Origin of the sequence: Variovorax sp. dw_308 (genome assembly GCF_019207085.1) — a bacterium.
Lineage (GTDB): Bacteria > Pseudomonadota > Gammaproteobacteria > Burkholderiales > Burkholderiaceae_C > Variovorax.
Window position 1 is genome coordinate 1 of sequence record NZ_JAATOM010000003.1, and the last position, 22,158, is coordinate 22,158.

At 65.8% G+C, this 22,158-nt stretch carries 20 protein-coding genes and 1 pseudogene; 17 read left to right on the top strand and 4 right to left on the bottom strand.

From position 1 onward, the window contains the following. Nucleotides 1-326: 326 nt before the first annotated feature. Nucleotides 327-1,292 carry a LysR family transcriptional regulator gene (locus HCU76_RS06395; RefSeq protein ID WP_213957785.1) on the bottom strand — a complete coding sequence of 322 codons (966 nt, stop codon included), beginning with the start codon at nucleotides 1,290-1,292 and terminating at the stop codon, nucleotides 327-329. Between the two features lie 100 nt (nucleotides 1,293-1,392). On the opposite strand from HCU76_RS06395, the gene HCU76_RS06400 reads away from it, so the two are divergent. From HCU76_RS06400 to HCU76_RS06415, 6 genes and pseudogenes are all read left to right on the top strand, one after another. Further along, the gene (locus tag HCU76_RS06400) at nucleotides 1,393-2,193 is read left to right on the top strand and encodes a gamma-glutamyl-gamma-aminobutyrate hydrolase family protein (RefSeq protein WP_218508798.1); all 801 of its coding nucleotides are present in this window, start codon (nucleotides 1,393-1,395) and stop codon (nucleotides 2,191-2,193) included. Nucleotides 2,194-2,234: 41 nt separating this feature from the next. After that, a complete protein-coding gene (locus HCU76_RS06405) occupies nucleotides 2,235-3,344 on the top strand; it encodes a M14 family metallopeptidase (RefSeq protein ID WP_218508799.1) in 1,110 nt (369 codons plus the stop codon). A gap of 32 nt (nucleotides 3,345-3,376) precedes the next feature. Beyond that, nucleotides 3,377-4,717: an MFS transporter gene (locus tag HCU76_RS06410; RefSeq protein ID WP_218508800.1), complete on the top strand. Its 1,341-nt coding sequence runs from the start codon at nucleotides 3,377-3,379 to the stop codon at nucleotides 4,715-4,717. A gap of 418 nt (nucleotides 4,718-5,135) precedes the next feature. Further along, nucleotides 5,136-5,352 (top strand): annotated as a pseudogene (locus HCU76_RS36540) (IS630 family transposase); the annotation flags it as partial. A gap of 69 nt (nucleotides 5,353-5,421) precedes the next feature. After that, on the top strand, nucleotides 5,422-5,550 hold the full coding sequence (locus HCU76_RS36545; RefSeq protein WP_256354104.1) for a hypothetical protein: 129 nt from the start codon (nucleotides 5,422-5,424) through the stop codon (nucleotides 5,548-5,550). Between the two features lie 36 nt (nucleotides 5,551-5,586). After that, nucleotides 5,587-6,279, top strand: a complete 693-nt coding sequence (locus tag HCU76_RS06415) for a substrate-binding domain-containing protein (RefSeq protein ID WP_218508801.1) — start codon at nucleotides 5,587-5,589, stop codon at nucleotides 6,277-6,279. Between the two features lie 13 nt (nucleotides 6,280-6,292). Here the strand turns inward: HCU76_RS06415 and HCU76_RS06420 are convergent, their stop codons facing one another. Continuing rightward, nucleotides 6,293-7,576, bottom strand: a complete 1,284-nt coding sequence (locus HCU76_RS06420) for a LysR family transcriptional regulator (RefSeq protein WP_371319771.1) — start codon at nucleotides 7,574-7,576, stop codon at nucleotides 6,293-6,295. Between the two features lie 175 nt (nucleotides 7,577-7,751). Between HCU76_RS06420 and HCU76_RS06425 the strand changes: the two genes are divergently transcribed. From HCU76_RS06425 to HCU76_RS06445, 5 genes are all read left to right on the top strand, one after another. Next, on the top strand, nucleotides 7,752-8,783 hold the full coding sequence (locus tag HCU76_RS06425; protein ID WP_218508802.1) for an amidohydrolase family protein: 1,032 nt from the start codon (nucleotides 7,752-7,754) through the stop codon (nucleotides 8,781-8,783). Between the two features lie 17 nt (nucleotides 8,784-8,800). Continuing rightward, nucleotides 8,801-9,484 (top strand): 4-carboxy-4-hydroxy-2-oxoadipate aldolase/oxaloacetate decarboxylase, encoded by a 684-nt coding sequence (ligK, locus tag HCU76_RS06430; protein WP_371319784.1) that lies wholly within the window; start codon nucleotides 8,801-8,803, stop codon nucleotides 9,482-9,484. Nucleotides 9,485-9,533: 49 nt separating this feature from the next. Next, a complete protein-coding gene (locus HCU76_RS06435; protein WP_218508804.1) occupies nucleotides 9,534-10,472 on the top strand; it encodes an amidohydrolase family protein in 939 nt (312 codons plus the stop codon). A 30-nt stretch (nucleotides 10,473-10,502) separates the two neighbouring features. Beyond that, a complete protein-coding gene (gene dctA, locus HCU76_RS06440; RefSeq protein ID WP_218508805.1) occupies nucleotides 10,503-11,828 on the top strand; it encodes a C4-dicarboxylate transporter DctA in 1,326 nt (441 codons plus the stop codon). Between the two features lie 86 nt (nucleotides 11,829-11,914). Then, the gene (locus HCU76_RS06445) at nucleotides 11,915-13,195 is read left to right on the top strand and encodes a porin (RefSeq protein WP_218508806.1); all 1,281 of its coding nucleotides are present in this window, start codon (nucleotides 11,915-11,917) and stop codon (nucleotides 13,193-13,195) included. Between the two features lie 295 nt (nucleotides 13,196-13,490). On the opposite strand, the gene HCU76_RS06450 is transcribed toward HCU76_RS06445, so the two are convergent. Further along, entirely contained in the window at nucleotides 13,491-16,499 is a 3,009-nt protein-coding gene (locus HCU76_RS06450) for a PAS domain S-box protein (protein ID WP_256354064.1), read from the bottom strand. A 228-nt stretch (nucleotides 16,500-16,727) separates the two neighbouring features. Here HCU76_RS06450 and HCU76_RS06455 point away from each other — a divergent pair, with 228 nt between their 5' ends. From HCU76_RS06455 to HCU76_RS06465, 3 genes are all read left to right on the top strand, one after another. After that, a complete protein-coding gene (locus HCU76_RS06455; RefSeq protein WP_371319772.1) occupies nucleotides 16,728-17,693 on the top strand; it encodes a transporter in 966 nt (321 codons plus the stop codon). Between the two features lie 138 nt (nucleotides 17,694-17,831). Further along, nucleotides 17,832-18,098 carry an antitoxin gene (locus tag HCU76_RS06460; protein WP_218508807.1) on the top strand — a complete coding sequence of 89 codons (267 nt, stop codon included), beginning with the start codon at nucleotides 17,832-17,834 and terminating at the stop codon, nucleotides 18,096-18,098. Between the two features lie 8 nt (nucleotides 18,099-18,106). Continuing rightward, nucleotides 18,107-18,511 carry a type II toxin-antitoxin system VapC family toxin gene (locus tag HCU76_RS06465; protein WP_256354065.1) on the top strand — a complete coding sequence of 135 codons (405 nt, stop codon included), beginning with the start codon at nucleotides 18,107-18,109 and terminating at the stop codon, nucleotides 18,509-18,511. A gap of 18 nt (nucleotides 18,512-18,529) precedes the next feature. Here HCU76_RS06465 and HCU76_RS06470 read toward each other — a convergent pair whose 3' ends face one another. Continuing rightward, nucleotides 18,530-19,459, bottom strand: a complete 930-nt coding sequence (locus tag HCU76_RS06470) for a LysR family transcriptional regulator (protein WP_218508809.1) — start codon at nucleotides 19,457-19,459, stop codon at nucleotides 18,530-18,532. Between the two features lie 117 nt (nucleotides 19,460-19,576). Here HCU76_RS06470 and HCU76_RS06475 point away from each other — a divergent pair, with 117 nt between their 5' ends. From HCU76_RS06475 to HCU76_RS06485, 3 genes are read left to right on the top strand one after another with little or no spacing between them, the layout of a single operon-like run. Then, nucleotides 19,577-20,743 (top strand): CaiB/BaiF CoA-transferase family protein, encoded by a 1,167-nt coding sequence (locus HCU76_RS06475; protein ID WP_218508810.1) that lies wholly within the window; start codon nucleotides 19,577-19,579, stop codon nucleotides 20,741-20,743. Between the two features lie 19 nt (nucleotides 20,744-20,762). Beyond that, nucleotides 20,763-21,758 (top strand): hydroxymethylglutaryl-CoA lyase, encoded by a 996-nt coding sequence (locus HCU76_RS06480; RefSeq protein WP_218508811.1) that lies wholly within the window; start codon nucleotides 20,763-20,765, stop codon nucleotides 21,756-21,758. Beyond that, the gene (locus tag HCU76_RS06485; protein ID WP_218508812.1) at nucleotides 21,755-22,135 is read left to right on the top strand and encodes a VOC family protein; all 381 of its coding nucleotides are present in this window, start codon (nucleotides 21,755-21,757) and stop codon (nucleotides 22,133-22,135) included. The genes HCU76_RS06480 and HCU76_RS06485 overlap by 4 nt, the downstream gene beginning before the upstream one ends. Nucleotides 22,136-22,158: the final 23 nt, after the last annotated feature.

The following is a 22,158-nucleotide window of genomic DNA, read 5'->3' on the forward strand; positions in this document are numbered from 1 at the left end:
GCTGCCGTCTTTTCCGGATCCACTCGCTTTGCACGGGTCCGTCTCTCAAGCCCGAATACTGAAGCACCGCCATCGGAACCCCCGTCGACACATCCGCGCCCCCCCAGCGGCCGCCCCTTCGGGCCAGAAGCGTTCCTCGACACCCCGCTACTGCTCGATCATGTCCCGCACTTGCGCGCCAGCGCGGCAAGGTTCAAAGGCTTGGCGATCACCTCCATGCCGCGCTCCAGCAGGCCGTTGCCTGCAGCGGCGCCCCCGCAACGAACTTCGACAAGGAGGCCGGGCCGCTTGCGCCCGGTGTCAGGCCCTGGATCTCCCGGACGCCCTCAGCGCGCCTTTGCCCGTCGCACCGTTTTCCTGGGCGGCAGGTGCACCGCGACCTCTTGCGCCGCTGAAGCAAAGAATGCCCGCACCAGGGCAAACGCACGCTCTGCAGCAGGCACACGTGTTCGGCCGCCCCGCTCGACGATTCCGAGGGTGAGTTCGAGGTCGAGGGCTGGCGCCACGTCGAGCTGGACCACGGTGCCGGCTCGCACGGCAGAGATCACCGCGATGTCCGTCGATGGCGCAATGGCGTCGCTGGCGGTGATGAGGGTGTGAACGGTGGCGACGTCGTTCGTGCTGGCCGCGAAGTGCTGCTGGAGCGGTAGCGTGAAGCCGTAGAGCTCCGCCATGCGCCGCATCACGGCGTCGTCGGCGTAGCCCGACATGATCAACGGGTACTCGGCGAGGTGTTCGACGGTGACGCGCGCGCGCCCGGCCAGGGGGTGCCGCTTGCGGGCGAACCATCCGAAGGTGCAGGGATACAAGGGCTCGGCGATCAAGTCACGATCGTGCGCGGCGACGCGAACGTCGCCGACGAAGAAATCCAGTTCCTCCCGGCGCAGCGCCGCGGCGAGCACGTCGGTGCTCTGCACCAGCGTCGTGACATACAGCCCTGGCGCATCGGCCAGCAACCGCAACAACATGGGCCCAAGCAGGTTCAGTGCGATGGAAGAACCCATGCCGAACGAGAGAGGACCGTGTTCCCCCGCGCGCATGAGCGCCAGCGAGCGGGCGCCTTCCTTCTCGTCGAACACGATGCTCCTCGCCCGCTGGACGTATTCCAGCGCATAAGCGGTGGGGCGAAGTCGGCGGTCCTGCCGATCGAACAGCGGCACACGCAGTTCATCCTCCAGCGCCTGCAGGCTGCGCGACAGGGCTGGCAGGCTCAGGTGCACGCTATTGGCAGCAGCACTGAGCGAGCCGAGGTCCATGACGGCCAGGAAGTGCCGCAGCTGCCGGGTGTTCATGTCAGTTGCATGTCTTGCAAGTCATACGAAACTATATTGCGATTTACGCAAATCGAAAGGATTTCTAGACTGCGATTCCCAAGCCGGAAAGCGCACTTCGATGAAGCCCTTCACCCCTGATTTCCCTGTCTTGCGACCCATGGTCGCCGTCGCATCCGACCGTATCGAGCGTCATGGTCATCCCTCGCACGCGGCGACGCACGGTTACTTGCGGGCCGTGGCCAAGGCGGCGCAGGCCATGCCCCTGGTCTTGCCCGCGCTCGGCGACGCGCTGGATGCGGACACGCTCATCGCCTCGATCGACGGCATCCTTCTCACAGGCAGCCCCTCGAACGTGGACCCGGCGCGCTACGGTGCACCCAAGCCGCATGCGCCCATGCTGCTGGACCGCGACCGCGATGCCGCCATCCTTCCGCTGCTGCCGCGGCTCATCGATGCCGGCGTTCCGGTGTTGGGGATCTGTCGAGGCTTCCAGGAACTCAACGTCGTCTTCGGCGGCACCTTGAATCCCGCCGTCCACGAATTGCCCGGCGCGCTCGATCACCGCGAAGGCGATCACGGGCGGCCCATCGAACGCTGGTACGACGACAGCCACGCGCTGCACATCGTCCCGGGCACCCGCTTGGCGACCCTTGCCGGTGGTACGCATGCCCTCGTCAACTCCCTGCATCACCAAGGCATCGAGCGTCTGGGTCAGGGCCTGCGCGTCGAGGCCAGGGCCCCGGACGGCCTTGTCGAGGCGTTCTCCATCGAGGCCGCGCCCCAGTTCACGCTGGCGGTGCAGTGGCACCCCGAGATGCGCATCGACGACAGCCCGTTTGCGCACGCCATCTTCGCCGCCTTCGGCGAGGCCTGCCGGACGCGCCAGCAGCAGCGCCTCGGCGCCACGGCCACCGCCTGATCCCCACGACTACCACACAACGACTACGGAGACATCGAAACATGAACGACACCCAGGTCATCGACCTGTTCAGCCCCGACTACGCCCAGGCCCGCCGCAAATTCATGCAGGCCGCGCAGGCGCGTGGCCTGTCCGTGGACAGCCACATGCTGCCCTTGCCCGGCGCGCAGGGCGAAGTTCTCGCCACCGACGTGGTGCTGGACGGCCCGGCCGATGCATCCAGGATGCTCATCGTCATCAGTGGCGTCCATGGGGTGGAAGGTTTCTGCGGCTCGGCCATCCAGACCGGCATGTTGCGCATGGGAGGCGCCGTGCTTCCGAGCGACACGTCGGTGCTGTACGTGCACGCGGTCAATCCCTACGGCTTTTCGCACCTGCGCCGCGCGACGCAGGAAAACATCGACCTCAATCGCAACTTCGTCGACTTCACGAAGCCGCTGCCGATCAACTCCGGCTATGGCGAGATCCACGACTCGCTGTTGCCCACGCAATGGCCACCGCTGCCCGACAACGAGGCCCGCATTGCCGAATACCGCGAACGCCACGGCGTCCGCGGCCTGCAGCGGGCGATATCGCTCGGCCAGCACAGCCATGCTGACGGCCTGCACTATGGCGGGCTGGAACCGGCGTGGAGCAACAAGACCTTTCGGAGCATCCTGCGCCGCTACGCCACGCAAGTACGACAGCTGGCCTCCATCGACATCCATACCGGCCTCGGCCCCTACGGCGTGGGCGAGCGCATCTTTGCCAGCATGGATGAAGACCCGGCGGTGCTCGCAAGCGGCAGGCGCTGGTGGGGTGAGCTGACATCGGTCACCACCGGCACCTCGACCAGCATCCCGCTGACCGGCCCGATCCAGTGCGCGCTCACCGACGAGTGCCCGCAGGCCCGCCACGTGGGCATCTGCCTGGAATACGGCACGTACCCGATGGAGCGCGTCAGCGCCGCCATGCGTGCCGAGCACTGGCTGCATCGCCATGGCAGCGGCGACACGGCACAAGCTACCGGCATCCAGCAGGAAATGAAGGATGCCTTCTATCCCGATGAGCCCGACTGGAAGCACACGGTATGGCAGCAAGGCTCGCAAGTCTGCCTGCAGGCCTTGCGCGGCCTGCAGGAAGACGCGGCCCTGCCATCGCTTGCCACCTGACCCCACAAGACCTACTACACGGAGACATCCCCATGAGTGCAACGACACTGGCGCGCAGCGAAAGCATGCGCGAATTCCCCCCCTCCATCGAGGCCGCCAGCAGCGCGCCGTCGGCCGGCCCGTCCATCAGCCGCAAGGCGGTGGCGGCGGCCGTGGCCGGCAATGCGCTGGAGTTCTACGACTTCGTGATCTACGCCTACTTCGCTGTCTACATCGGCAAGACCTTCTTTCCGGTCGCCGGCGAATTCGGGAGCCTCATGGTCGCGGTGGCGACCTTCGGCGTGGGCTTCTTTACCCGCCCGCTCGGCGGCGTGCTGATCGGCGCTTTTGCAGACAAGGTGGGCCGCAAGCCCGCGATGATCCTGACCGTGACCCTCATCACCGTGGGCACCCTGGGCCTGGCGGCCACGCCCAGCTACGCCAGCATCGGTATCGCCGCGCCCATCATCGTGGTCTTCTGCCGCCTGCTGCAAGGGCTTGCCCTGGGCGGCGAGGTGGGTCCGGCCACGTCACTGCTAATCGAGGCGGCACCGCCCGGCAAGCGCGCCTTCTATTCGAGCTGGCAGATCGCCAGCCAGGGATTGGCAGTGACGGTGGGCGGCATCTTCGGTGTCACGCTGTCGCTGGTGCTTTCGCAGGAGCAGCTCGCAACCTGGGGCTGGCGCATTCCGTTCCTTTTCAGCCTGGTGCTGGTGCCCATCGCTATCTACATCCGGCGCAGCCTCCCCGAGACCCACGGCGGCGACACCGAGCGCAGTGGCGCCTCGATCGTCGGCGCCGTGTTTCGCAAGCACGGCCGCATCCTGTGGCTGGGGGTCTTTGCGACGGCCTCCACCGCCGTGGCCTCGCAAGTCGGCAACTACATGGTGACCTATGCGGTGCAGGTTCTCAAGCTGCCCGCCGCGCTGGCGCAAGGCAGTGTGCTGGTGGGCGGCGCCACGACATTCGCTTTTGCGCTTGTTGGCGGCCTCTTGTGTGATCGCTACGGCCGGCGCGTCGTCAACATGCTGCCGAGGCTGGCGCTGATGCTGTCGATCGTTCCGCTCTTCATGTGGCTCTCGGGAGCGCCTGGTGCGGCCACCCTGCTCACCGTGTCCGCACTCCTGGCGGCGCTCACGGCCGTGTTCGGAACGGCAGGTCTGGTACAGGTACCCGAACTGTTGCCCATCGCCGTGCGCAGCACGGGTCTCTCGCTCGTCTATGCCATCGGCACTTCGCTGTTCGGCGGCACCACGCAGTTCGTCGTCACCTGGCTGCTGGCCGTCACGCACAACCCGATGGCGCCGGCCTGGTACGTCGTCGCGATGAGCGCCGTGAGCCTTGTTGCGATGTGGATGTTGCCGGAGTCGCGCAACGTCGACGTGAGTCGCTGAACTGCAGCCTGGCCGTTACGCCTGCGAAAGACCGCCAGCTACCGCATGCTGACCGCGCGCGCTCGTGGCCATGGGCAACAGTTCGCCCGAGGTCCGCAAGAACCTGGAGGCCAGCGGGCCGATCATCCAGAGCTGGTGCAGGTGTCGGGCGCGACGGTCGATTGAGTTGCCTGAGCGCATGCCTGCCCCGCAACGAGGAGGCCTGCAAGGAACCCGGCGCCAAGCTCGTCGCAAAAGCGCCGCTCAGCGACGAGGCCGGACCTTGGCGATTGCGTGGATCGTGGGTGTCGCTGATGGGCCCGTTGTCGACGGTCGGGAATGAGTTCTGAACGCCAGCTATGCAGCCGAAAGCGCCCGTTGCGCCGGATGACTTGAACTTTCTCCGCCAACTACAGTAACTGGAATCCTGGGGCTGTAAATGTCGCCGCCCGAGGATGCGTTGATGCTGTGCTGCGGCGAAAAGAGCCAGGTGCGGGCGCTGTACCACGCGCTGCCCGGGCTGCCCGCTAAAGAAGGGGCGTGCGGCCACCACGACGTACGATCACAAGCGCAATGGCACGACCAACTTGTTTGCCGCGCTAAACGTGTTGGTCGGCCAAGTCATCGGACAGTGCCAGCAGCCTCACCCACATCGAGTGATTGCCGTTTCTGCGCCAAATCCGAATCGACGGGCGGCGGCTTCCAGAACGCGCACGCCTTCGGGCATGACGCTGGCGCTGCCAATGGAAGGCATGCAACGCGAAATCGGACTGACCACAAGAACAGGCGCAAGCCTTTCGGCTGCCGCGCTCTCCCTCATGGAGCAGATTCGCACGTCGGCCCGAAAATCCTGAATCATCCAAACTTCGGCCCTCGCGGGAGCACACCTCATGAACAGCGCAACGATCCACATCATTTCGTCGATGGCCACGCGCCAGGTGCTCGGTGAATTGGCCGATGCATGGCAGCGGCGCACGCACGACAGCGTGCGCGTGGAATCTGTGGGCGGTGTCGACGCCGCGAAGCGCGTCCAGATCGGAGAGGCATTCGACATCGCAGTGTTGGCTTCGGACGCGATCGGCAAGCTTGTCGCTGCCGGCAAGCTGGTCGCCGGCAGCGAAGTGGCGCTGGCGCATTCCGGCGTGGCGGTCGCTGTCCGCGCGGGTGTGCCGGCGCCGGACATCACTTCCGAAGCTGCCTTGCGCAATGCCGTGCTGGCGTCGCCGAACATCGGCTATTCGACCGGGCCGAGCGGCGTGGCCTTGATTGCGCTGTTCGAGCGGTGGGGCATTGCAGAGGCGTTGCAGCAGCGCCTCGTGCAGGCACCGGCGGGTGTACCGGTCGGAACCCTGATCGCGAATGGGGCGGTCGCACTGGGCTTCCAGCAGCTTGGCGAATTGATGCGTCTGGACGGGATCGACATCGTCGGTCCGCTGCCAGATGCCATCCAGATCACGACCACGTTCTCGGCGGCCATGGTGACCGGATCGACGCAAGTCGATGCGGTACGGCAACTGCTGGCCTTCATGATCTCCGCCGACGCGGCTGCCACGAAGCGGCGTCACGGCATGGAACCCGCCTGAATTCTTCGAAGGTCTACGTCTGGGTGTGGAAGTCAGGAAGACTTGCCACCACACCGCCGATCTCCTGCATCAATGCCCGCGCTCCCGGCGAAGGGAATGCGCCGGGGCGCTGAGTGAGGCCGATCTGGCGCTTTGTCTGTTCGAGAGGAAAGTCCAGCACGACAAGGCTGCCGTCGCGAATCTCGTAGTGCAGCTGATGCGCGGAGATTGCGGTCAGCATGTCGCTCTCGAGCAGCAAGCCGCGCAGTACCGCCAGGTCGCCAGTTTCTACAGCGGGCTCGGGCAGCGACTGATTTGCCTGCGAGAAGAATCGCTCGATGAGTTCGCGCGAAGGCGAGCCGCGCCGCGAGAGCGCCCACGTGGCACGGCGGAGGGTGTCGAAGTCGATGCGCGGCTCCAGTGCGAGCGGATGGCCCGCACGGGCAATGACCGAGATGCGGTCCTCGAAGAGCGCTTGCTGTTGCAGGTCCCTGGCCTCGTCGGCATGGCGGAGCGCGCCGAGGATGAAGTCGATGTCGCCACTGCGCAAGGAAGCTGCGAGCGCGTCGTAAGGGCTCTCTACGGTCGTGACGTGCAGCAGCGGGTGGCGCGCGAGCAGCGACGCAACGGCCAGCGGAAGGATGCGTGTGCGACCCAGCGGCAGCGCCCCGACGTGCACGGTGCCTTGCAGCGTGCCTTCGCTGGCCGCGATGTCGGGGCCGATATGGCGCAGTTCCGCAAGCACCCGCTTAAAGTAGAACGCGGCGATCTCGCCGGCCTGCGTCGGCGCGAGTCCGCGTGCCGAGCGATCGAAGAGAGCGACCCCGAGCCCGTCCTCGAGCGCCTTCAGGGCGGCGCTGATGCCCGGCTGCGTGATGCCGAACTCGCGCGCGACCGCGGGCATGTTGCGCTTCTCCGCGAGACTCGCGATGACCGCCAGGCGCCGGCCATTCAGGATCGAGCCGAAGAGCGAGTGAACGTCGGTCGACGCACCCGTGCCTCCGCGCGCGACAAGCTGGGCGCGGGCGTCCTCGAACTCCCGTTCGATCCGTCGTGCGCGAACCAGCACCAGCTCGCCATACGAATTGATCGCCATCCCGCGAGCCTGCCGATCGAAGAGCGGCCTGCCCAGTGCCCCCTCGAGTTCGGAGATGGATCGCGTCACGCCTGAAGGAACGCGGTACAGGGCCTCCGCAGCGCCGGAAACGCTGCCGGCCGCGGCAACGGCCGAGAACGAACGCAGGTGCCGAAGGTTGATCTCCAGCGCGTCGGTGTGCCTCGGCTCGATAACTTTGTGTGGATGGCTGTCTTGCTGCACGGTGGCAAATCATCCTCGTGAGCACGATCTCAGTGCATCTAGGGTTAACCCTATTAAATAAAAAAGTCTGATGGCAGCGCAACGCGAACTCACCCCACGCGCGACCGCTTGAAAACACACTGGCGCCACGCCTTCAGAAGGCCCCCACCTCCAATCCACCAACCACTTCATTCCAATGATCATTGATTGCCACGGCCACTACACGACCGCGCCCAAGGCGCTGGAGAACTGGCGCAACCGGCAGATCGCGGGCATCCAGGATTCCGCGCTCAAGCCACGTGTCTCCGACCTGAAGATCAGCGACGACGAGTTGCGCGAGTCGATCGAAGGCAACCAGCTGCGCCTCATGAAAGAGCGCGGCAGCGACCTGACGATCTTCAGCCCGCGCGCCAGCTTCATGGCACACCACATCGGCGACTTCGAGGTGTCGTCGACCTGGGCTGCGATCTGCAACGAGCTGTGCCATCGCGTCGCGCGACTCTTCCCCGACCACTTCATCGGTGCCGCGATGCTGCCGCAGTCGCCGGGCGTGGACCCGCGCACCTGCATCCCGGAGCTGGAACGCTGCGTGAAGGACTACGGATTCGTCGGCATCAACCTAAACCCCGATCCGTCGGGCGGGCACTGGACTTCGCCCCCGCTGTCGGACCGTCACTGGTACCCGATCTACGAAAAGATGGTGGAGCTCGACATCCCGGCCATGGTTCACGTGAGCACGAGCTGCAACGCCTGCTTCCACACCACCGGCGCGCACTACCTGAATGCCGACACCACGGCCTTCATGCAGTGCCTGACCTCGGACCTGTTCAAGGACTTCCCGACGCTGCGCTTCGTGATCCCGCACGGGGGCGGCGCGGTCCCCTATCACTGGGGCCGGTTCCGTGGCCTCGCCCAGGAAATGAAGAAGCCGCTGCTGAACGATCACCTGCTCAACAACATCTTCTTCGACACCTGCGTGTATCACCAGCCCGGCATCGACCTGCTGACCAAGGTGATCCCCGTCAAGAACATCCTCTTCGCCAGCGAAATGATCGGCGCGGTGCGCGGCATCGACCCGGAGACGGGCCACTACTTCGACGACACGCGCCGCTATGTCGATTCGACCGCGAACCTCAGCGCTGAAGAACGCCACCTCGTCTTCGAAGGCAACGCACGCCGCGTATTCCCGCGTCTCGACGCACAACTCAAGCAGAAAGCCACAGCATGACCACCCAAGCGCCTCTCATCAACCAGCTTGGCGTCGTCAAGCGAAACATCGACCGCGCCAACGCTGCAGCGCGCGATCAGTTGGGTCAGTTCGGCACGGCCACCATCCACGAAGCGATGGGGCGCGTGGGCCTCATGAAGCCGATCATGCGGCCGATCTATCCAGGCGCGCGTGCTTGCGGGACGGCCGTCACAGTGCTCCTGCAACCCGGCGACAACTGGATGATGCACGTCGCCGCGGAACAGATTCAACCCGGCGACATCGTGGTGGCCGCCGTGACGGCGGATTGCACCGACGGCTTCTTCGGCGACCTGCTGGCGACCAGTTTCATGGCACGCGGCGCCCAGGGGCTCGTGATCGACGGCGGGGTCCGCGACGTCAAGGACCTCAGCGCGATGGGCTTTCCGGTCTGGAGCAAGGCGATCAGCTCGAAGGGCACGATCAAGGCGACGCTCGGCTCGGTGAACATCCCGGTGATCTGCGCGGGAGCACTCGTCAATCCGGGCGATGTCGTGGTCGCCGATGACGATGGCGTCGTCGTGGTGCCAGCGTCCATCGCGCAGCAGGTGGCAGACGCCGCGAAGAAGCGCGAGAACCTGGAGGGGGAAAAGCGCGAGAAGCTGGCGGCCGGCGTGCTCGGTCTCGACATGTACCAGATGCGCGAGCCGCTGGCCAAGGCGGGCCTGCGCTACATCGATTGATGCTGGCAGCACGACACACCCCTCAGCGAATCAACTCCAAGGACCGAACATGCAATTCACCAAGACCCCCGATTGGCTCGACTGGTATGCCAACCCCAGCAAGCCCCGATTCCAGCTCCCGCGCGGTGCGGTGGATGCCCATTGCCACGTGTTCGGCCCGGGCGCGCAATTCCCCTTCGCGCCGGAGCGCAAGTACACGCCGTGCGATGCCAGCAAGGATCAACTGTTCGCATTGCGCGACCACCTCGGCTTCGCGCGCAATGTCGTCGTGCAGGCGACCTGCCACGGCGCCGACAACAGCGCAATGGTCGATGCCCTTGCGCACTCGAACGGCATGGCGCGCGGCGTGGCGACAGTGCGTCGCAGCGTCACGGACGACGAGCTGCAACGGATGCATGAGGCCGGCGTGCGCGGCGTCCGCTTCAACTTCGTCAAGCGCTTGGTCGACTTCACGCCGAAGGACGAGCTGTTGGAAATCGCGGGCCGCATCGCACGGCTTGGCTGGCATGTGGTCATCTACTTCGAGGCGCAGGACCTGCCGGAACTGCTGGACTTCTTCACCGCACTTCCCACCGATGTGGTGATCGACCACATGGGGCGCCCCGACGTGACCAAGCCAATCGACGGCCCCGAGTTCGCCCTGCTGCTGAAGTTCATGCGGGAGCACCCCAACGTGTGGAGCAAGGTGAGCTGCCCGGAGCGGCTCTCGGTGGGTGGCCCGCCCGCACTCGACGGAGAGCGCGATGCCTATCGCGATGTCGTCCCGTTTGCACGTCGCGTGGTCGAGGAGTTTCCGGATCGCGTGCTGTGGGGCACCGACTGGCCCCATCCCAACCTGAAGAACCACATGCCCGATGACGGCCTGCTGGTCGACTTCATCCCGCACATCGCGACGACGCCCGAGCTGCAACGCAAATTGCTCGTCGACAACCCGATGCGCTTGTACTGGCCGGAGGAGCGCACCACGGCTCCCGGCAGCAAGTCCTAGACAACCAGGCAAAGCCAAGGAGACAAGCAAATGATTTCAGAAAGCGTTGCTGTGGCGCCGCCGCAGCCAAGATCGCCCAAGGCCTGGTACAAGCAGTTGTGGGTCCAGGTGCTCGTCGCGATGGCCGTCGGCGTCATCCTCGGGCACTTCTATCCCACTGCGGGCCAGCTCATGCAGCCGCTCGGCGATGGCTTCATCAAGCTTATCCGGATGCTGATTGCGCCCATCGTCTTTTGTACGGTCGTGCTGGGCATTGCCAAGATGGGCGACATGTCGAAGGTGGGCAGGGTCGCCATCAAGGCATTGATCTACTTCGAGGTCATGACCACCGTGGCCTTGGCCATCGCAATGGTCATCGTCAACCTGTGGCATCCGGGTGCGGGCATGAACGTCAACACCGCCTCACTGGATGCAGGCTCGGTCAAGATGTACGTTGACCAGACCAAGTCGCACGGAACGGTCAATTTCCTTCTGGACATCATTCCGAACGCGATGGTTGGCGCCTTCGCCGAAGGCAATGTCCTGCAAGTCCTCCTGATCTCGGTGATCTTGGGCAGCACGCTGGTCGCTATTGGCAAGCGCGCGAAGCCTGTGATCGACCTGCTCGACATCGGCTCGGAGATGCTGTTCCGCGCTGTGGCCATCGTGATGTATGCGGCACCCATCGGCGCATTCGGAGCGATCGCGTTCACCGTCGGCCGCTACGGCGCGGGCGCACTCGCTTCCCTTGGGAACTTGCTGGCCTGCTTCTACTTCGTCTGCTTTGTATTCGTGTTCTTCGTCCTGGGGCCAATGTGCAAGCTGTTCGGCTTCAGCCTGTTCCAATTGATCCGGTACCTTCGCGAGGAGCTGTTGATCTGCCTGGCAACGACATCCTCCGAGGCTGTGCTGCCGCGCATGCTGATCAAGATGGAGAACCTCGGTTGCAAGGCCAGCGTCGTCGGCCTCGTGATTCCGACCGGCTATTCGTTCAACCTCGACGGGACATGTCTCTACCTGGCCTCGGTGGCGCTCTTCCTTGCACAAGCAACGAACACACCGCTGGACATCTATCAGCAACTGCTTCTGCTGGGGGTGTTGTTGCTAACGTCCAAGGGCGCGGCGGGCGTCGCTGGCGCGGCATTCGTGGTGCTCGCCGCCACGCTCTCGACGGTCGGATCGATTCCAGTGACCAGCGTGGCACTGATCCTCGGCATTCACCGCTTGCTTGCTGAAGGGATGGTGCCGACCAACCTGCTCGGCAACGCCGTGGCCACGATCGTCATCTCGAAATGGGAAGGCGCACTCGACAAACCCAGGCTCGATGCCGTGCTGGCGGAACGCACGCCAGCCCCACTCCCCGCCGGCGCGCACTGAGCCGTCCGGAAACAGGAGCACGCGCGTGGCGCTCGCCGCGCGTGTCGCCTTTACACGCCCCAATTCACATCAACCGAGGAGCTCCCATGAACAAAACCATCGCCGCGGCAGCAATGCTGGCATGTGCCGGCACTGCATCAGCGCAGTCTTCCGTCACCTTGTTTGGCGCGCTGGACGCCGGCGTCAGTTACTACAGCAACGCAAGCACCTTCTACAACAACACAGCACGCCCGGTCGCGCCATTGCCGAGCGCATCCCGCAGCCAGACAGCGCAGTCGTCCAGCAACACCACACCCAGCCGGCTTGGGTTTCGTGGCACTGAAGACCTCGGGGGAGGGCTGGCAGCCGGCTTCTGGCTCGAAGCTGGCCTCAATAACGACACCGGCCTCGGCCAGGGCCCTGGGAGCACCATCGCGTTCAATCGCAGGTCCACCGTGAGTTTGTCTGGACCTTTCGGAGAGATACGCCTGGGTCGGGATTTCACGCCCACCTACTGGAACGATCTCATCTTCAGTGCCTTCGGCACCCTTGGCTCAGGCGCGAGCCTGTTGTCCACGGTTGGCCGCAATCTGCAGATCACGAAGGGGCCGGGGTCCGCGGTGGCGGCGACGGACAACTACCTGCAAACCAGCAACAGCATCGGCTACATCCTCCCGGCCGATCTGGGAGGCTTCTATGGCCAGCTCCAATATGCGCTGCCCGAGAACATCAAGCAAAGCAATGTGCCCGAGACCCCTTCGGCGAAGGGCCGGTTCGCCGGCGGTCGCTTCGGCTACGCGTCAGGGGCTTTGGATGTCGCCATAGCCTATGGCGAAAGCACCGCAGCCGACGGCATCACGGTGAACGCAGCCGGCGCTCCAACCGGGACCAAGCTCGACGAGAAGATCAAGACTTTCAGCATCGGTGCCTCCTACAACTTCAATGTCGTCAAGCTTTTCGGCGAGGTATCGCAACTGCGTGATCAGTCGCGATCGGTCGTTCAGGCCAACTCGCTCACCACGCGAGAGAACGACAAATACAACGGCGCACTTGTCGGCATGACCATCCCCGTCGGCGCGGGCTTGATCAAGGCCTCGTACGCGCGTGTGAAGTTTGACAACGATCCCGGCACGAGCGCGCCCTTTGCACCGCAGCGGGACGCCTCCACGCAAAAGGTCTCAATTGGCTATGACTACAACCTGTCGAAGCGCACCGCGCTCTACGCGACCGCTGCATACATCCGCGTGAAGGACGGGCAGAACAACCCGGCCATCATGGGAGCCGCGACCGGCGGGACCGCTGGTTATCTTTCCACTGGCAACGGCGTCTCGGGCTATGCTCCGAGCAGTTCGAAAGGATACGACTTGGGCATCAGGCACACGTTCTAGCGTCAAGGCCAGGCTTCGCTTTTCGGTTGCGATGTCAGCAATGCGGGTCAGACCAGTCGCAACGCGCGGGCGCGCGACTGACTGGTCATGACCGGCTGCCGCTTTTCCATGCCGAATCCAGCCGCCTTGCGCGCGCCGGTCTCTAAAGCCCGAATCGCCACCCAGCAACAGGCGCGACGCTCGGCACCACCGGCCAAGTCGCCTTGAAGCGCTGCGAATCGGAGCCCCTGTCAACACATCCGAGCCACCTCCCCAACGTCGATCCTTCGGACTCCAAGCGTGCTTCAACAGCCAACTACCGCTCGACCATGTCCCGCACCTTGCGCGCCAGCGCCGCAATGTCGAAAGGCTTGGTGATCACTTCCATGCCGGGCTCCAGCAGGCCGTTGCCGACGGCGGCGTTCTCGGCATAGCCGGTGATGAACAGCACCTTGAGCTGCGGCCGCGCCACGCGGCCGGCGTCGGCGACCTGGCGGCCATTCAGGCCACCCGGCAGGCCCACGTCGGTGAGCAGCAGGTCGATGCGCGCGTCGGACTGCAGCAGGCGCAGCCCGCCGGGCGCATCTTCGGCCGACAGCACGCGGTAGCCGGCGCCCTCCAGTTCCTCGACGATCAGCATGCGGATGGTGGCTTCGTCCTCGATCACCAGCACGGTTTCGCCGTCGCCCGGCTCCGCCGCTTCGGCCAGAGGCTGTTCGGGTTCAGCCTCCGCGTTGCCCAGGTGGCGCGGCAGGTAGAGGCACATGGTCGTGCCCTTGCCCAGCTCCGAATACACCCGCACCTGCCCGCCCGACTGCCTCACGAAGCCATAGACCATCGACAGGCCCAGGCCGGTGCCCTGCCCCATCGGCTTGGTCGTGAAGAACGGGTCGAAGGCGCGGGCAATCGTGTCGGCCGACATGCCGGCGCCTGTGTCGGTCACGCAGATGGAGATGTACTGCCCGGAGGCCAAGTCGCGCTCCGAGGCCGCGCGCTGGTCGAGCCACTTGTTGGCGGTCTCGATGGTGAGCCTGCCGCCGTTGGGCGCCATCGCGTCGCGCGCGTTGATGCACAGGTTGAGCAGCGTGTTTTCCAGTTGCGAGGGGTCGACCTTGATGGCCCACAGGCCACCCGCGCCGACCACCTCGACCTCCACGCTGGGGCCCATGGTGCGGCGGATGAGGTCTTCCATGCCGCCGATCAGCCGGTTGGCGTCGACCGCCCGCGGGTCCAGCGTCTGGCGGCGAGAAAACGCCAGCAGGCGGTGCGTGAGCGCGGCCGCGCGCTTCACCGAATCCTGCGCCATGCCAAGGTAGCGTGCGGCGTTGTCGAGCTTGCCGGCCGCCATGCGGCGCTCGAGCACCTGCAGGCTGGTGCTCATGCCGCCCAGCAGGTTGTTGAAGTCGTGGGCGATGCCGCCGGTCAACTGGCCGATGGCTTCCATCTTCTGCGACTGTCGAAGCGCTTCTTCGGCGGCCATCAGTTCCCTTGTGCGCGCACGCACGTTGGCCTCGAGCGTTTCATTGGCCTCGCGCAACTGCGCTTCGCTCAGGCGCAGCGCGACCACGCCGCGCGCGCGCTCGGCGGCCGAACGGGTGCGCTCGGCCATCTCGCGCACAAAGGTCAGCTCTTCGGGGGACCATTGGCGCACGCTCGTGTTGTTGACATAGAGCACCGCCACCAGCACGCCCTGCTCCACCACGGGCACGTTCACGAAGGCCCGGCTGTCGAGTGCTTCCAGCGCGGGCGCGGCGGATGAAGTCCGTGCGTCTTCGCGCACGTCGGCGATGCTGATGAACTCGTTCCGCTTGAGGCTGTCGATGAAGGATCCGTAATCGCGCAGCGGCGTGACCCCCGCGAGGCTTTGAACGCGGGGTGCGGTCCAGTCGCGCTCGACATGCAGCGTGTCGGCCACGGCGTCGATGGTGCCGAAGCCGACGCGGCTCGCGCCCAGGGTCTCGCCCAGCAGTTGCAGCGCGGCAAAGGTGATGTCCGCAGGGTCGTCCAGGTCACGCAGGCACGCAGGCAGGGAAGCCAGCGCGTCCGTGAATGCCAGGGCGCGCTTGCGCGCCGTTTCGTCCCGCGCAATCTTCAGGAAGCCCCGCGGCCGTCCGTGCACGTCATTGGGCAGGGGCCGCACGGAGCCGTTCATGTACACGCGCGTGCCGTCCTTGCGCAGGTGCCAGCGTTCGTCGGTGGCGCAGCCCTCGCGCGCCGCCGTCTCCAGCTCCATCACGTCCACGCGCCTGGCGCGATCTTCGGGCGTGAACAGCGTGGAGGCGGTGCGCCCGACGATCTCCTGCGCACGCCAGCCGAAGATGGCCTCGGCGCCGGCGGACCAGTCGGTGACGAAGCCCAGCGCATCGGTCGCCAGGACCGCGTGGTCCTTCGCGCCTTCGATGACCAGCGCCAGGCGGGCGTCGGTCTCGCGGCGCGCCGCCTCGGAGGCCATGCGCCCGGTGACGTCCACTCCCTCGACGAAGATGCCGGTGATGGCGTCGGCGGCGTCGCGGATCGGCTGGAACACGAAGTCGACATAGCGGTCCTGCACCGGCCCGCCTTCGTGCACCTGCATGGCGTAGCGGGAGCCGTGGGCGGTAAAGGCCTCGCCGGTGGCGTAGACCTTGTCGAGCAGATCGACATAGCCTTGCGCGGCCGCGTCGGGCAGCGCCTGCGCCACCGTGCGCCCAAGCAACTCGCGATCCCCAGTAAGGCGCCGGTACGCGGGATTGGCGAGCACGAAGCGGTGCTGCGGCCCCGAGAGCATCGCCATGAAGCCGGGCGCCTGCTCGAAGAGCTGCTCGAAGCGCTCGCTCTCGCGTTGCAGGTGCCGCTCGGCCATCACTTTTTCGGTCGTTTCCACGACGATGGCCATGACGCCGACGGGCACGCCGTCCCCGTCGAGCAGGGGCGAATAGTCGAGGTTCATCCACACCTGTTCGGCCCTGCCGTTTCGATGCAGCGTGAGTTCCTGGTCGCTGTAGCTCAGCGTGCCGCCCGCCAGGCCGACTTTCATGACGTTGTCGTTGAAGTCCGCCACCTCGTCCCAGCCCTCGCGGACGTTGGAGCCGAGCAACTGCGGATGCCGCTTGCCGGCAAAGACGGAGTAGGCATCGTTGTAGACCATGACGCCGTCGTCGCCCCAGAGCATGACGATGGGCACGACCGAACGCAGCATGAGCGCGGTGGCGGCCTTCATGTGGGGCGGCCAGTGGCCGAGCGGGCCGACGGGCGTGCGGCTCCAGTCCCTGCTGGCGATCAATCCGGCGAGTTGCCCGCCTCCGGTCAGGAAGGGCCAGGTACTTTCGACTGGGTGAATTGCCATGTTTGCGGAGCAGGGGGTGAGCGATTTTCAGTCGGATTCGGCCTGCTTTTGCGTCAGCCGGGGCCGCGCCGCGGTGCCGGACAAACCTTGCGCGGCATGCGCCCGCGCCCAGCCGCTGGCGCAGCCAATTGCACCTTGGTGCTGATCTGCGCCCGGACCGGTCCGACACCCTTGCAGGCCCGCACCCCCGCACCGCAAACTCCGGTGATGTCCTGTCAGGAGAGCCACATGAATATCCGGGGTATGCGACTGAGCTTGCGCCTTGCGTCGGGCCTCGCGATGGGCCTCTGCGGCATGGCCGCCAACGCCACCGAGGGCGGCCTGGGTCGCCCGGTCAGCGGCACGACCGTGCAGGCCAGCGGCGGCATCGTCCCGCCTGAACCGGTGTGGGCCGTCAACTTCAGCGAGATCTACCTGGACGGTTCCATCGGCGGCAGCAGGCTGGTGCCGCTGGTCGGCCAGACCTCGATCGGCATCGACGCCAAGATCTCGTTCACCCTGGCGACGGTCATGAAGGTGTGGGACACCGGGCCCGGCCAATGGAACTTCGCCTCGAGCATCACCGTGCCGTACGTCTACGAAAAGATCAATGCCAACCTGACGACCGGCGCGCGCCAGGGCAACGCACAGGACGTGGCGTCCAACGCCTTCGACCTCTACTTCTCGCCGATCATCGCGGGCTACCACTTCTCGCAGACCGAGCACATGGCGCTCAGCTTCAACTTCTGGGCGCCCACCGGCAAGTACGACCCCGCGAACCTGGCCAACCCCAGCCTCAACAACTGGACCTTCGTACCGCAGATCGCCTACACGCGGATCTTTCCGGAGAGCGGCTGGCAACTCGACGCGGTCGCCAACCTGCAGTTCTACACGCGCAACAAGGACACCGACTACAAGAACGCGCCGCTGTTCGCGATGGACGTGATGGGCGTGAAGAAGTTCAGCAACGGAGTCGGCGCCGGCCTGATCGTCGGCACCGTGCAGCAGATCGGCGGCGACAGCGGCCCCACCGCCGACCGGCTCAACGGCTTCAAGGGCCACGACTGGGCGCTCGGCCCGGTGGTGAGCTACGACACCAAGCTCGGCGGCAAGGCGCCGCTGTCGATGAGCCTGCGCTGGGTTCCGACCGTCAGCAGCAAGAACCGCATCGACAGCCGCAAGACGGTGATGGCAACGGCGACGCTGATCTTCTGAGCAAGTCGGGCCGGCTGGGCCATATCGACTTGCGCGCGAGATCTTGCTTGCAGCTCGGCAGGGGCGTTGCATGACCGGGCGGCATTTGACATGTCCTGTTTTTGTATCTACATTAATAGATACATCACGGAGGCGGTCATGCATCGGTCAATTGCCAAGCTCTTTGCAACGGGGGGTAGCCAAGCCGTCCGGTTGCCGGCTGAATTTCGCTTCGAGGGCAGCACCGAGGTTTACATCCGAAGGGACGAAAGCACTGGCGACGTCATCCTGTCCACACGCTCTCCGGTGGACTGGCGTGCATTCATGCAATTGCGCCAGCAACTCGGCCCCATACCCAAGGACTTCCTCGCCGACCGCGAACAAGGGCAGGAGCAACGCGATCCTTTCAAGGACTGGAAGGAATGACGCTCTACATGCTCGACACCAACGCAGCGAGCGAAGCCATGCGAGGCCATGCCGCGATCGACGCACGATTGCAGGCACTTGCGCCCGGTCAATGGTGCGTCTCGGCGATCACCTGCTCCGAACTCCGCTACGGCCTGGCACGACGCCCCGAGGCAGTGCGCCTCCATCAGATCGTGAGCGAGTTCTTGCGCATCGTCCCCATCCTTCCATGGGACGCCGAAGCCGCAACAAGGCACGGCGTGCTGCGAGCCGATCTCAAGGCGCGCGGAAAACCCATCGGTGACGTCGACGAGATGATTGCGGCGCATGCATTGGCGACCGGTGCGGTGGTCGTCACCGACAACACGAAGCACTTTGCACGGGTGCCTGGCCTCGTGATTGAAAACTGGTTGCGGGCGGCAACGGGTCACTGATCGAATTCACTGCGCCGTTCACGTCGCCCGGTCACGACCAGGCGGCGGCAAGAGCTGATCGACCATGACCCGCGCCGCAGCCGACAGCGGCCTGCTCGCGCTGTAGCCCAGCATCAACTGCCGCTGCGCCCAGGCATCGGTCAGGCGCACAGCCTTGAGTCCCTGCGGCCCCTGCGTTTCCTTGCACGCGGCCAAGGGAAGCACGCCGACCCCGAGTCGGGCCGCGATCATCTGGCACATCGCGTCGAAGCTGCGCACCTGCACCCGCATGCGCAGCGTGCGCCCCGCGTCCGCGGCGGCGCGGGATGTCAGTTCCAGCAGAGAACTCCCCCGGTTCAGGCCGACGAAATCGTGGTCGAGGCAATCGGCGAAGGCCACCTTCCTGAGCTTGGCCAGTGGATGCGTGCGGGGACACAACAGGACCAGCTCGTCGTTGCGAAACGGCGCGAGCGTGAGGCCCTCGGCCGGCGTGCCTTCGGCGAACACACCGACGTCGGCCAGGCCGTCGAGCAGCGCGCGCACGATGTCCGCGCTCAACTGCTCTTCGATGTCCACGCGAATCCCCGGCTGCTGCGCCATGAAGTCCGCCAGCGCCTTCGGCAGGAATTCGGTCAGCGCGGACATGTTCGCCCACAGCCGCACATGGCCGCGATAGCCTTCGGAGTAGTCCGCCAGCTCGCTGCTGAACAGTTCGAAGCCCTGGAACAGCCGCAAGGCATGCTGCGCGGCCGCATGGCCCGCTGCCGTCACGCTCACGCCCTGCACGCTGCGCTCCAGTAGCTGCATGCCCGTGGCCGCCTCGAAGTCGCTCAAGCGCCGGCTCGCGGCCGACAACGCCAGGTGGCACTGTGCCGCGCCCTTGGTGATGCTGCCGGTCTGGACCACGGCGCAGAACAGCCGCAGCGTCACGAAGTCGACCCGCGCCGGGTTCATCGGGCTCTTCGCCATCGAACGGCCTCCTTGGGGCTTCTCAAAACGCGAAGGATACATGCCGACATGGCAATTCCTCCTGCGCGGCCTTGACCCCTAGATTCACGTCTCCGCAGCACACGAAAGCAAAGAGACATGAAAGCACTGGAAGGCCTCAAGGTCCTGGAACTGGGCCAACTCATCGCCGGCCCGTTCGCCGGCAAGACGCTGGCCGAGTTCGGCGCCGACGTGATCAAGGTCGAGCCCCACGGCGTCGGCGATCCGCTGCGCAAGTGGCGGCTGCTGCGCGACGGCACCTCCGTGTGGTGGGAGGTGCAGTCGCGCAACAAGCGCTCGGTATGCCTCGACTTGCGAAGCGCCGAAGGCCAGGACGCCGTGCGCGCACTGGCGCTGGAAGCCGACGTGCTCATCGAGAACTTCAAGCCCGGCACGCTGGAAGGCTGGGGCCTGGGCTGGGAGCAGCTTCATGCGCTCAACCCACGACTGATCATGCTGCGCATCTCCGGCTACGGCCAGACCGGCCCGTACCGCGACAAGCCCGGCTTCGGCGTGCTCGGCGAAGCGATGGGCGGCCTGCGGCACCTCACCGGCGAGTCGGGCCGCGTGCCGGTGCGGGTGGGCGTGTCCATCGGCGACACGCTGGCGGCGCTGCATGGCGTGATCGGTGTGCTGACCGCCCTGCACCACCGCACGGCCCACGGCGGCGAGGGCCAGTTCATCGACGTGGCGCTCTACGAATCGGTGTTCAACATCATGGAAAGCCTGGTGCCCGAGCACGACGCCTTCGGCGCAGTGCGTGAACGCGCCGGCAGCGCATTGCCCGGCATCGCGCCGACCAACGCCTACCGCTGCAACGACGGCCAGTACGTGCTGGTGGCCGGCAATGGCGACAGCATCTTCCGCCGCCTGATGCGCGCCATCGACCGGGAAGACCTGGAGACCGATCCCGACCTGACCCACAACGACGGCCGCGTGCGCCGCGTCGAGGAGATCGATGCCGCCATCGAGGCATGGACGAAGACGCGCAACCGCGACGAGGTGCTGGCCGTGCTCGACCGCGCGGGCGTGCCGGTCGGCCGCGTCTACTCAGTCGCCGACATCGCGACCGACCCGCAGTACCTGGCCCGCGAAATGATCGTCGAGTCGCCGACCTCCGATGGCCGCACGCTCAGGGTGCCGGGCGTCGTGCCGAAGCTCAGCGCCACGCCGGGTGCCATCGCGCATGCGGCGCCTCGCCTGGGGCAGCACACCGCAGACCTGCAGCGCGGCGGCTGGCCCACGCGCACGGCCTGCACGGCCTGAAACGCAAGGAACAAGCACCATGAACCCCGGCAACAACCAGCGCCTCTACATCAACGAAGTCGCCACGCGCGACGGCTTCCAGATGGAGGGCCACTTCATCCCCACCGACGACAAGATCGCCCTCATCGACCAGCTCGGCACGCTGGGCTACGCCAAAATCGAAGTGACCTCCTTCACCTCGCCCAAGGCCATTCCGGCGCTGCGCGACGGTGAGGAAGTCATGGCGCGCATCGCCCGCCAGCCCGGCGTGGTCTACACCGCGCTGGTGCCCAACCTGCGCGGTGCGGAACGTGCGCTCGATGTCCACATCGACGAGTTCAACGTGGTCATGTCGACCAGCGAGACGCACAACCTCAGCAACCTGCGGATGACGCGCGAGCAGTCCTTCGCCCAACTGGCCGAAGTCATCGGATTGGCGCGTGGCGCGAATGTGCCGGTCAACGTGTCGCTGTCCTGCGTGTTCGGCTGCCCGACGGAGGGCGAGGTGCCGCAAGAGACGGTGATGGGCTGGATCGACCGCTTCGCCGCGCTGGGCGTCAAGGGCATCACCCTGTGCGACACCACTGGCATGGCCTATCCCACGCAGGTGCAAACGCTGTGCGGCGCAGCGATGGCGCGACACCCCGGGCTGGAATTCACGGCGCACTTCCACAACACCCGCGCGATGGGCCTGGTCAACACCGTGGCCGCGGTGGAGGCCGGCATCCGGCGCATCGACATGTCGCTGGGCGGCATCGGCGGATGCCCCTACGCGCCGGGCGCCACGGGCAACGTCGCGACCGAGGACGTGGTGCACATGCTGCAATGCATGGGCTACGACACTGGCATGGACCTCGATGGCCTCCTCGCCGCCGCGGCCCAGGTTGGCCGGCTCGTGCAGCACGACCTGCCGAGCCAGTTGCCCCGGGCCGGCCACCGCCTCACCCGGCACCAGCCGCCCGCCGACTTCCCCGAGATCGTCGCCCGCGCCGCCGCGAGGGATGCGAAGCGCGACACGACGGAGACGCTGTCGTGATCGACCATCTCGACCACCTGGTGCTCACCACCACCGACGAGCGGGCCTGCCTCGCCTTCTACATCGAAGGGCTGGGCATGACGCTTGAATCTTTTGGCGAGGGACGCAAGGCCTTCCGCTTCGGCAACCAGAAGATCAACCTGCATGTGAAGGGCCGGGAGTTCGAGCCCAAGGCGCACCTGCCGGTGCCGGGTGCGCTGGACCTGTGCTTCATCGCCAGCGTGCCGCTGGCCGATGTGATCGCCACGCTGCAACGCGAGGGCCTCGCCATCATCGAAGGCCCCGTGATGCGCACCGGCGCCACCTCGCGCATCCGCTCCGTGTACCTGCGCGACCCGGACCTGAACCTCATCGAGATTTCCGAGCTGGCGCCGTGAAGCGCACCCAACAAGCCCAGCCT

Excerpts from the sequence above, each read along its gene's own strand:
- HCU76_RS06395 (WP_213957785.1), bottom strand. The coding sequence starts at position 1,292 with ATGAACACCCGGCAGCTGCGGCACTTCCTGGCCGTCATGGACCTCGGC.
- HCU76_RS06400 (WP_218508798.1), top strand. The coding sequence starts at position 1,393 with ATGAAGCCCTTCACCCCTGATTTCCCTGTCTTGCGACCCATGGTCGCC.
- HCU76_RS06405 (WP_218508799.1), top strand. The coding sequence starts at position 2,235 with ATGAACGACACCCAGGTCATCGACCTGTTCAGCCCCGACTACGCCCAG.
- HCU76_RS06410 (WP_218508800.1), top strand. The coding sequence starts at position 3,377 with ATGAGTGCAACGACACTGGCGCGCAGCGAAAGCATGCGCGAATTCCCC.
- HCU76_RS36545 (WP_256354104.1), top strand. The coding sequence starts at position 5,422 with ATGACGCTGGCGCTGCCAATGGAAGGCATGCAACGCGAAATCGGACTG.
- HCU76_RS06415 (WP_218508801.1), top strand. The coding sequence starts at position 5,587 with ATGAACAGCGCAACGATCCACATCATTTCGTCGATGGCCACGCGCCAG.
- HCU76_RS06425 (WP_218508802.1), top strand. The coding sequence starts at position 7,752 with ATGATCATTGATTGCCACGGCCACTACACGACCGCGCCCAAGGCGCTG.
- HCU76_RS06435 (WP_218508804.1), top strand. The coding sequence starts at position 9,534 with ATGCAATTCACCAAGACCCCCGATTGGCTCGACTGGTATGCCAACCCC.
- dctA (WP_218508805.1), top strand. The coding sequence starts at position 10,503 with ATGATTTCAGAAAGCGTTGCTGTGGCGCCGCCGCAGCCAAGATCGCCC.
- HCU76_RS06445 (WP_218508806.1), top strand. The coding sequence starts at position 11,915 with ATGAACAAAACCATCGCCGCGGCAGCAATGCTGGCATGTGCCGGCACT.
- HCU76_RS06450 (WP_256354064.1), bottom strand. The coding sequence starts at position 16,499 with ATGGCAATTCACCCAGTCGAAAGTACCTGGCCCTTCCTGACCGGAGGC.
- HCU76_RS06455 (WP_371319772.1), top strand. The coding sequence starts at position 16,728 with ATGAATATCCGGGGTATGCGACTGAGCTTGCGCCTTGCGTCGGGCCTC.
- HCU76_RS06460 (WP_218508807.1), top strand. The coding sequence starts at position 17,832 with ATGCATCGGTCAATTGCCAAGCTCTTTGCAACGGGGGGTAGCCAAGCC.
- HCU76_RS06465 (WP_256354065.1), top strand. The coding sequence starts at position 18,107 with ATGCTCGACACCAACGCAGCGAGCGAAGCCATGCGAGGCCATGCCGCG.
- HCU76_RS06470 (WP_218508809.1), bottom strand. The coding sequence starts at position 19,459 with ATGGCGAAGAGCCCGATGAACCCGGCGCGGGTCGACTTCGTGACGCTG.
- HCU76_RS06475 (WP_218508810.1), top strand. The coding sequence starts at position 19,577 with ATGAAAGCACTGGAAGGCCTCAAGGTCCTGGAACTGGGCCAACTCATC.
- HCU76_RS06480 (WP_218508811.1), top strand. The coding sequence starts at position 20,763 with ATGAACCCCGGCAACAACCAGCGCCTCTACATCAACGAAGTCGCCACG.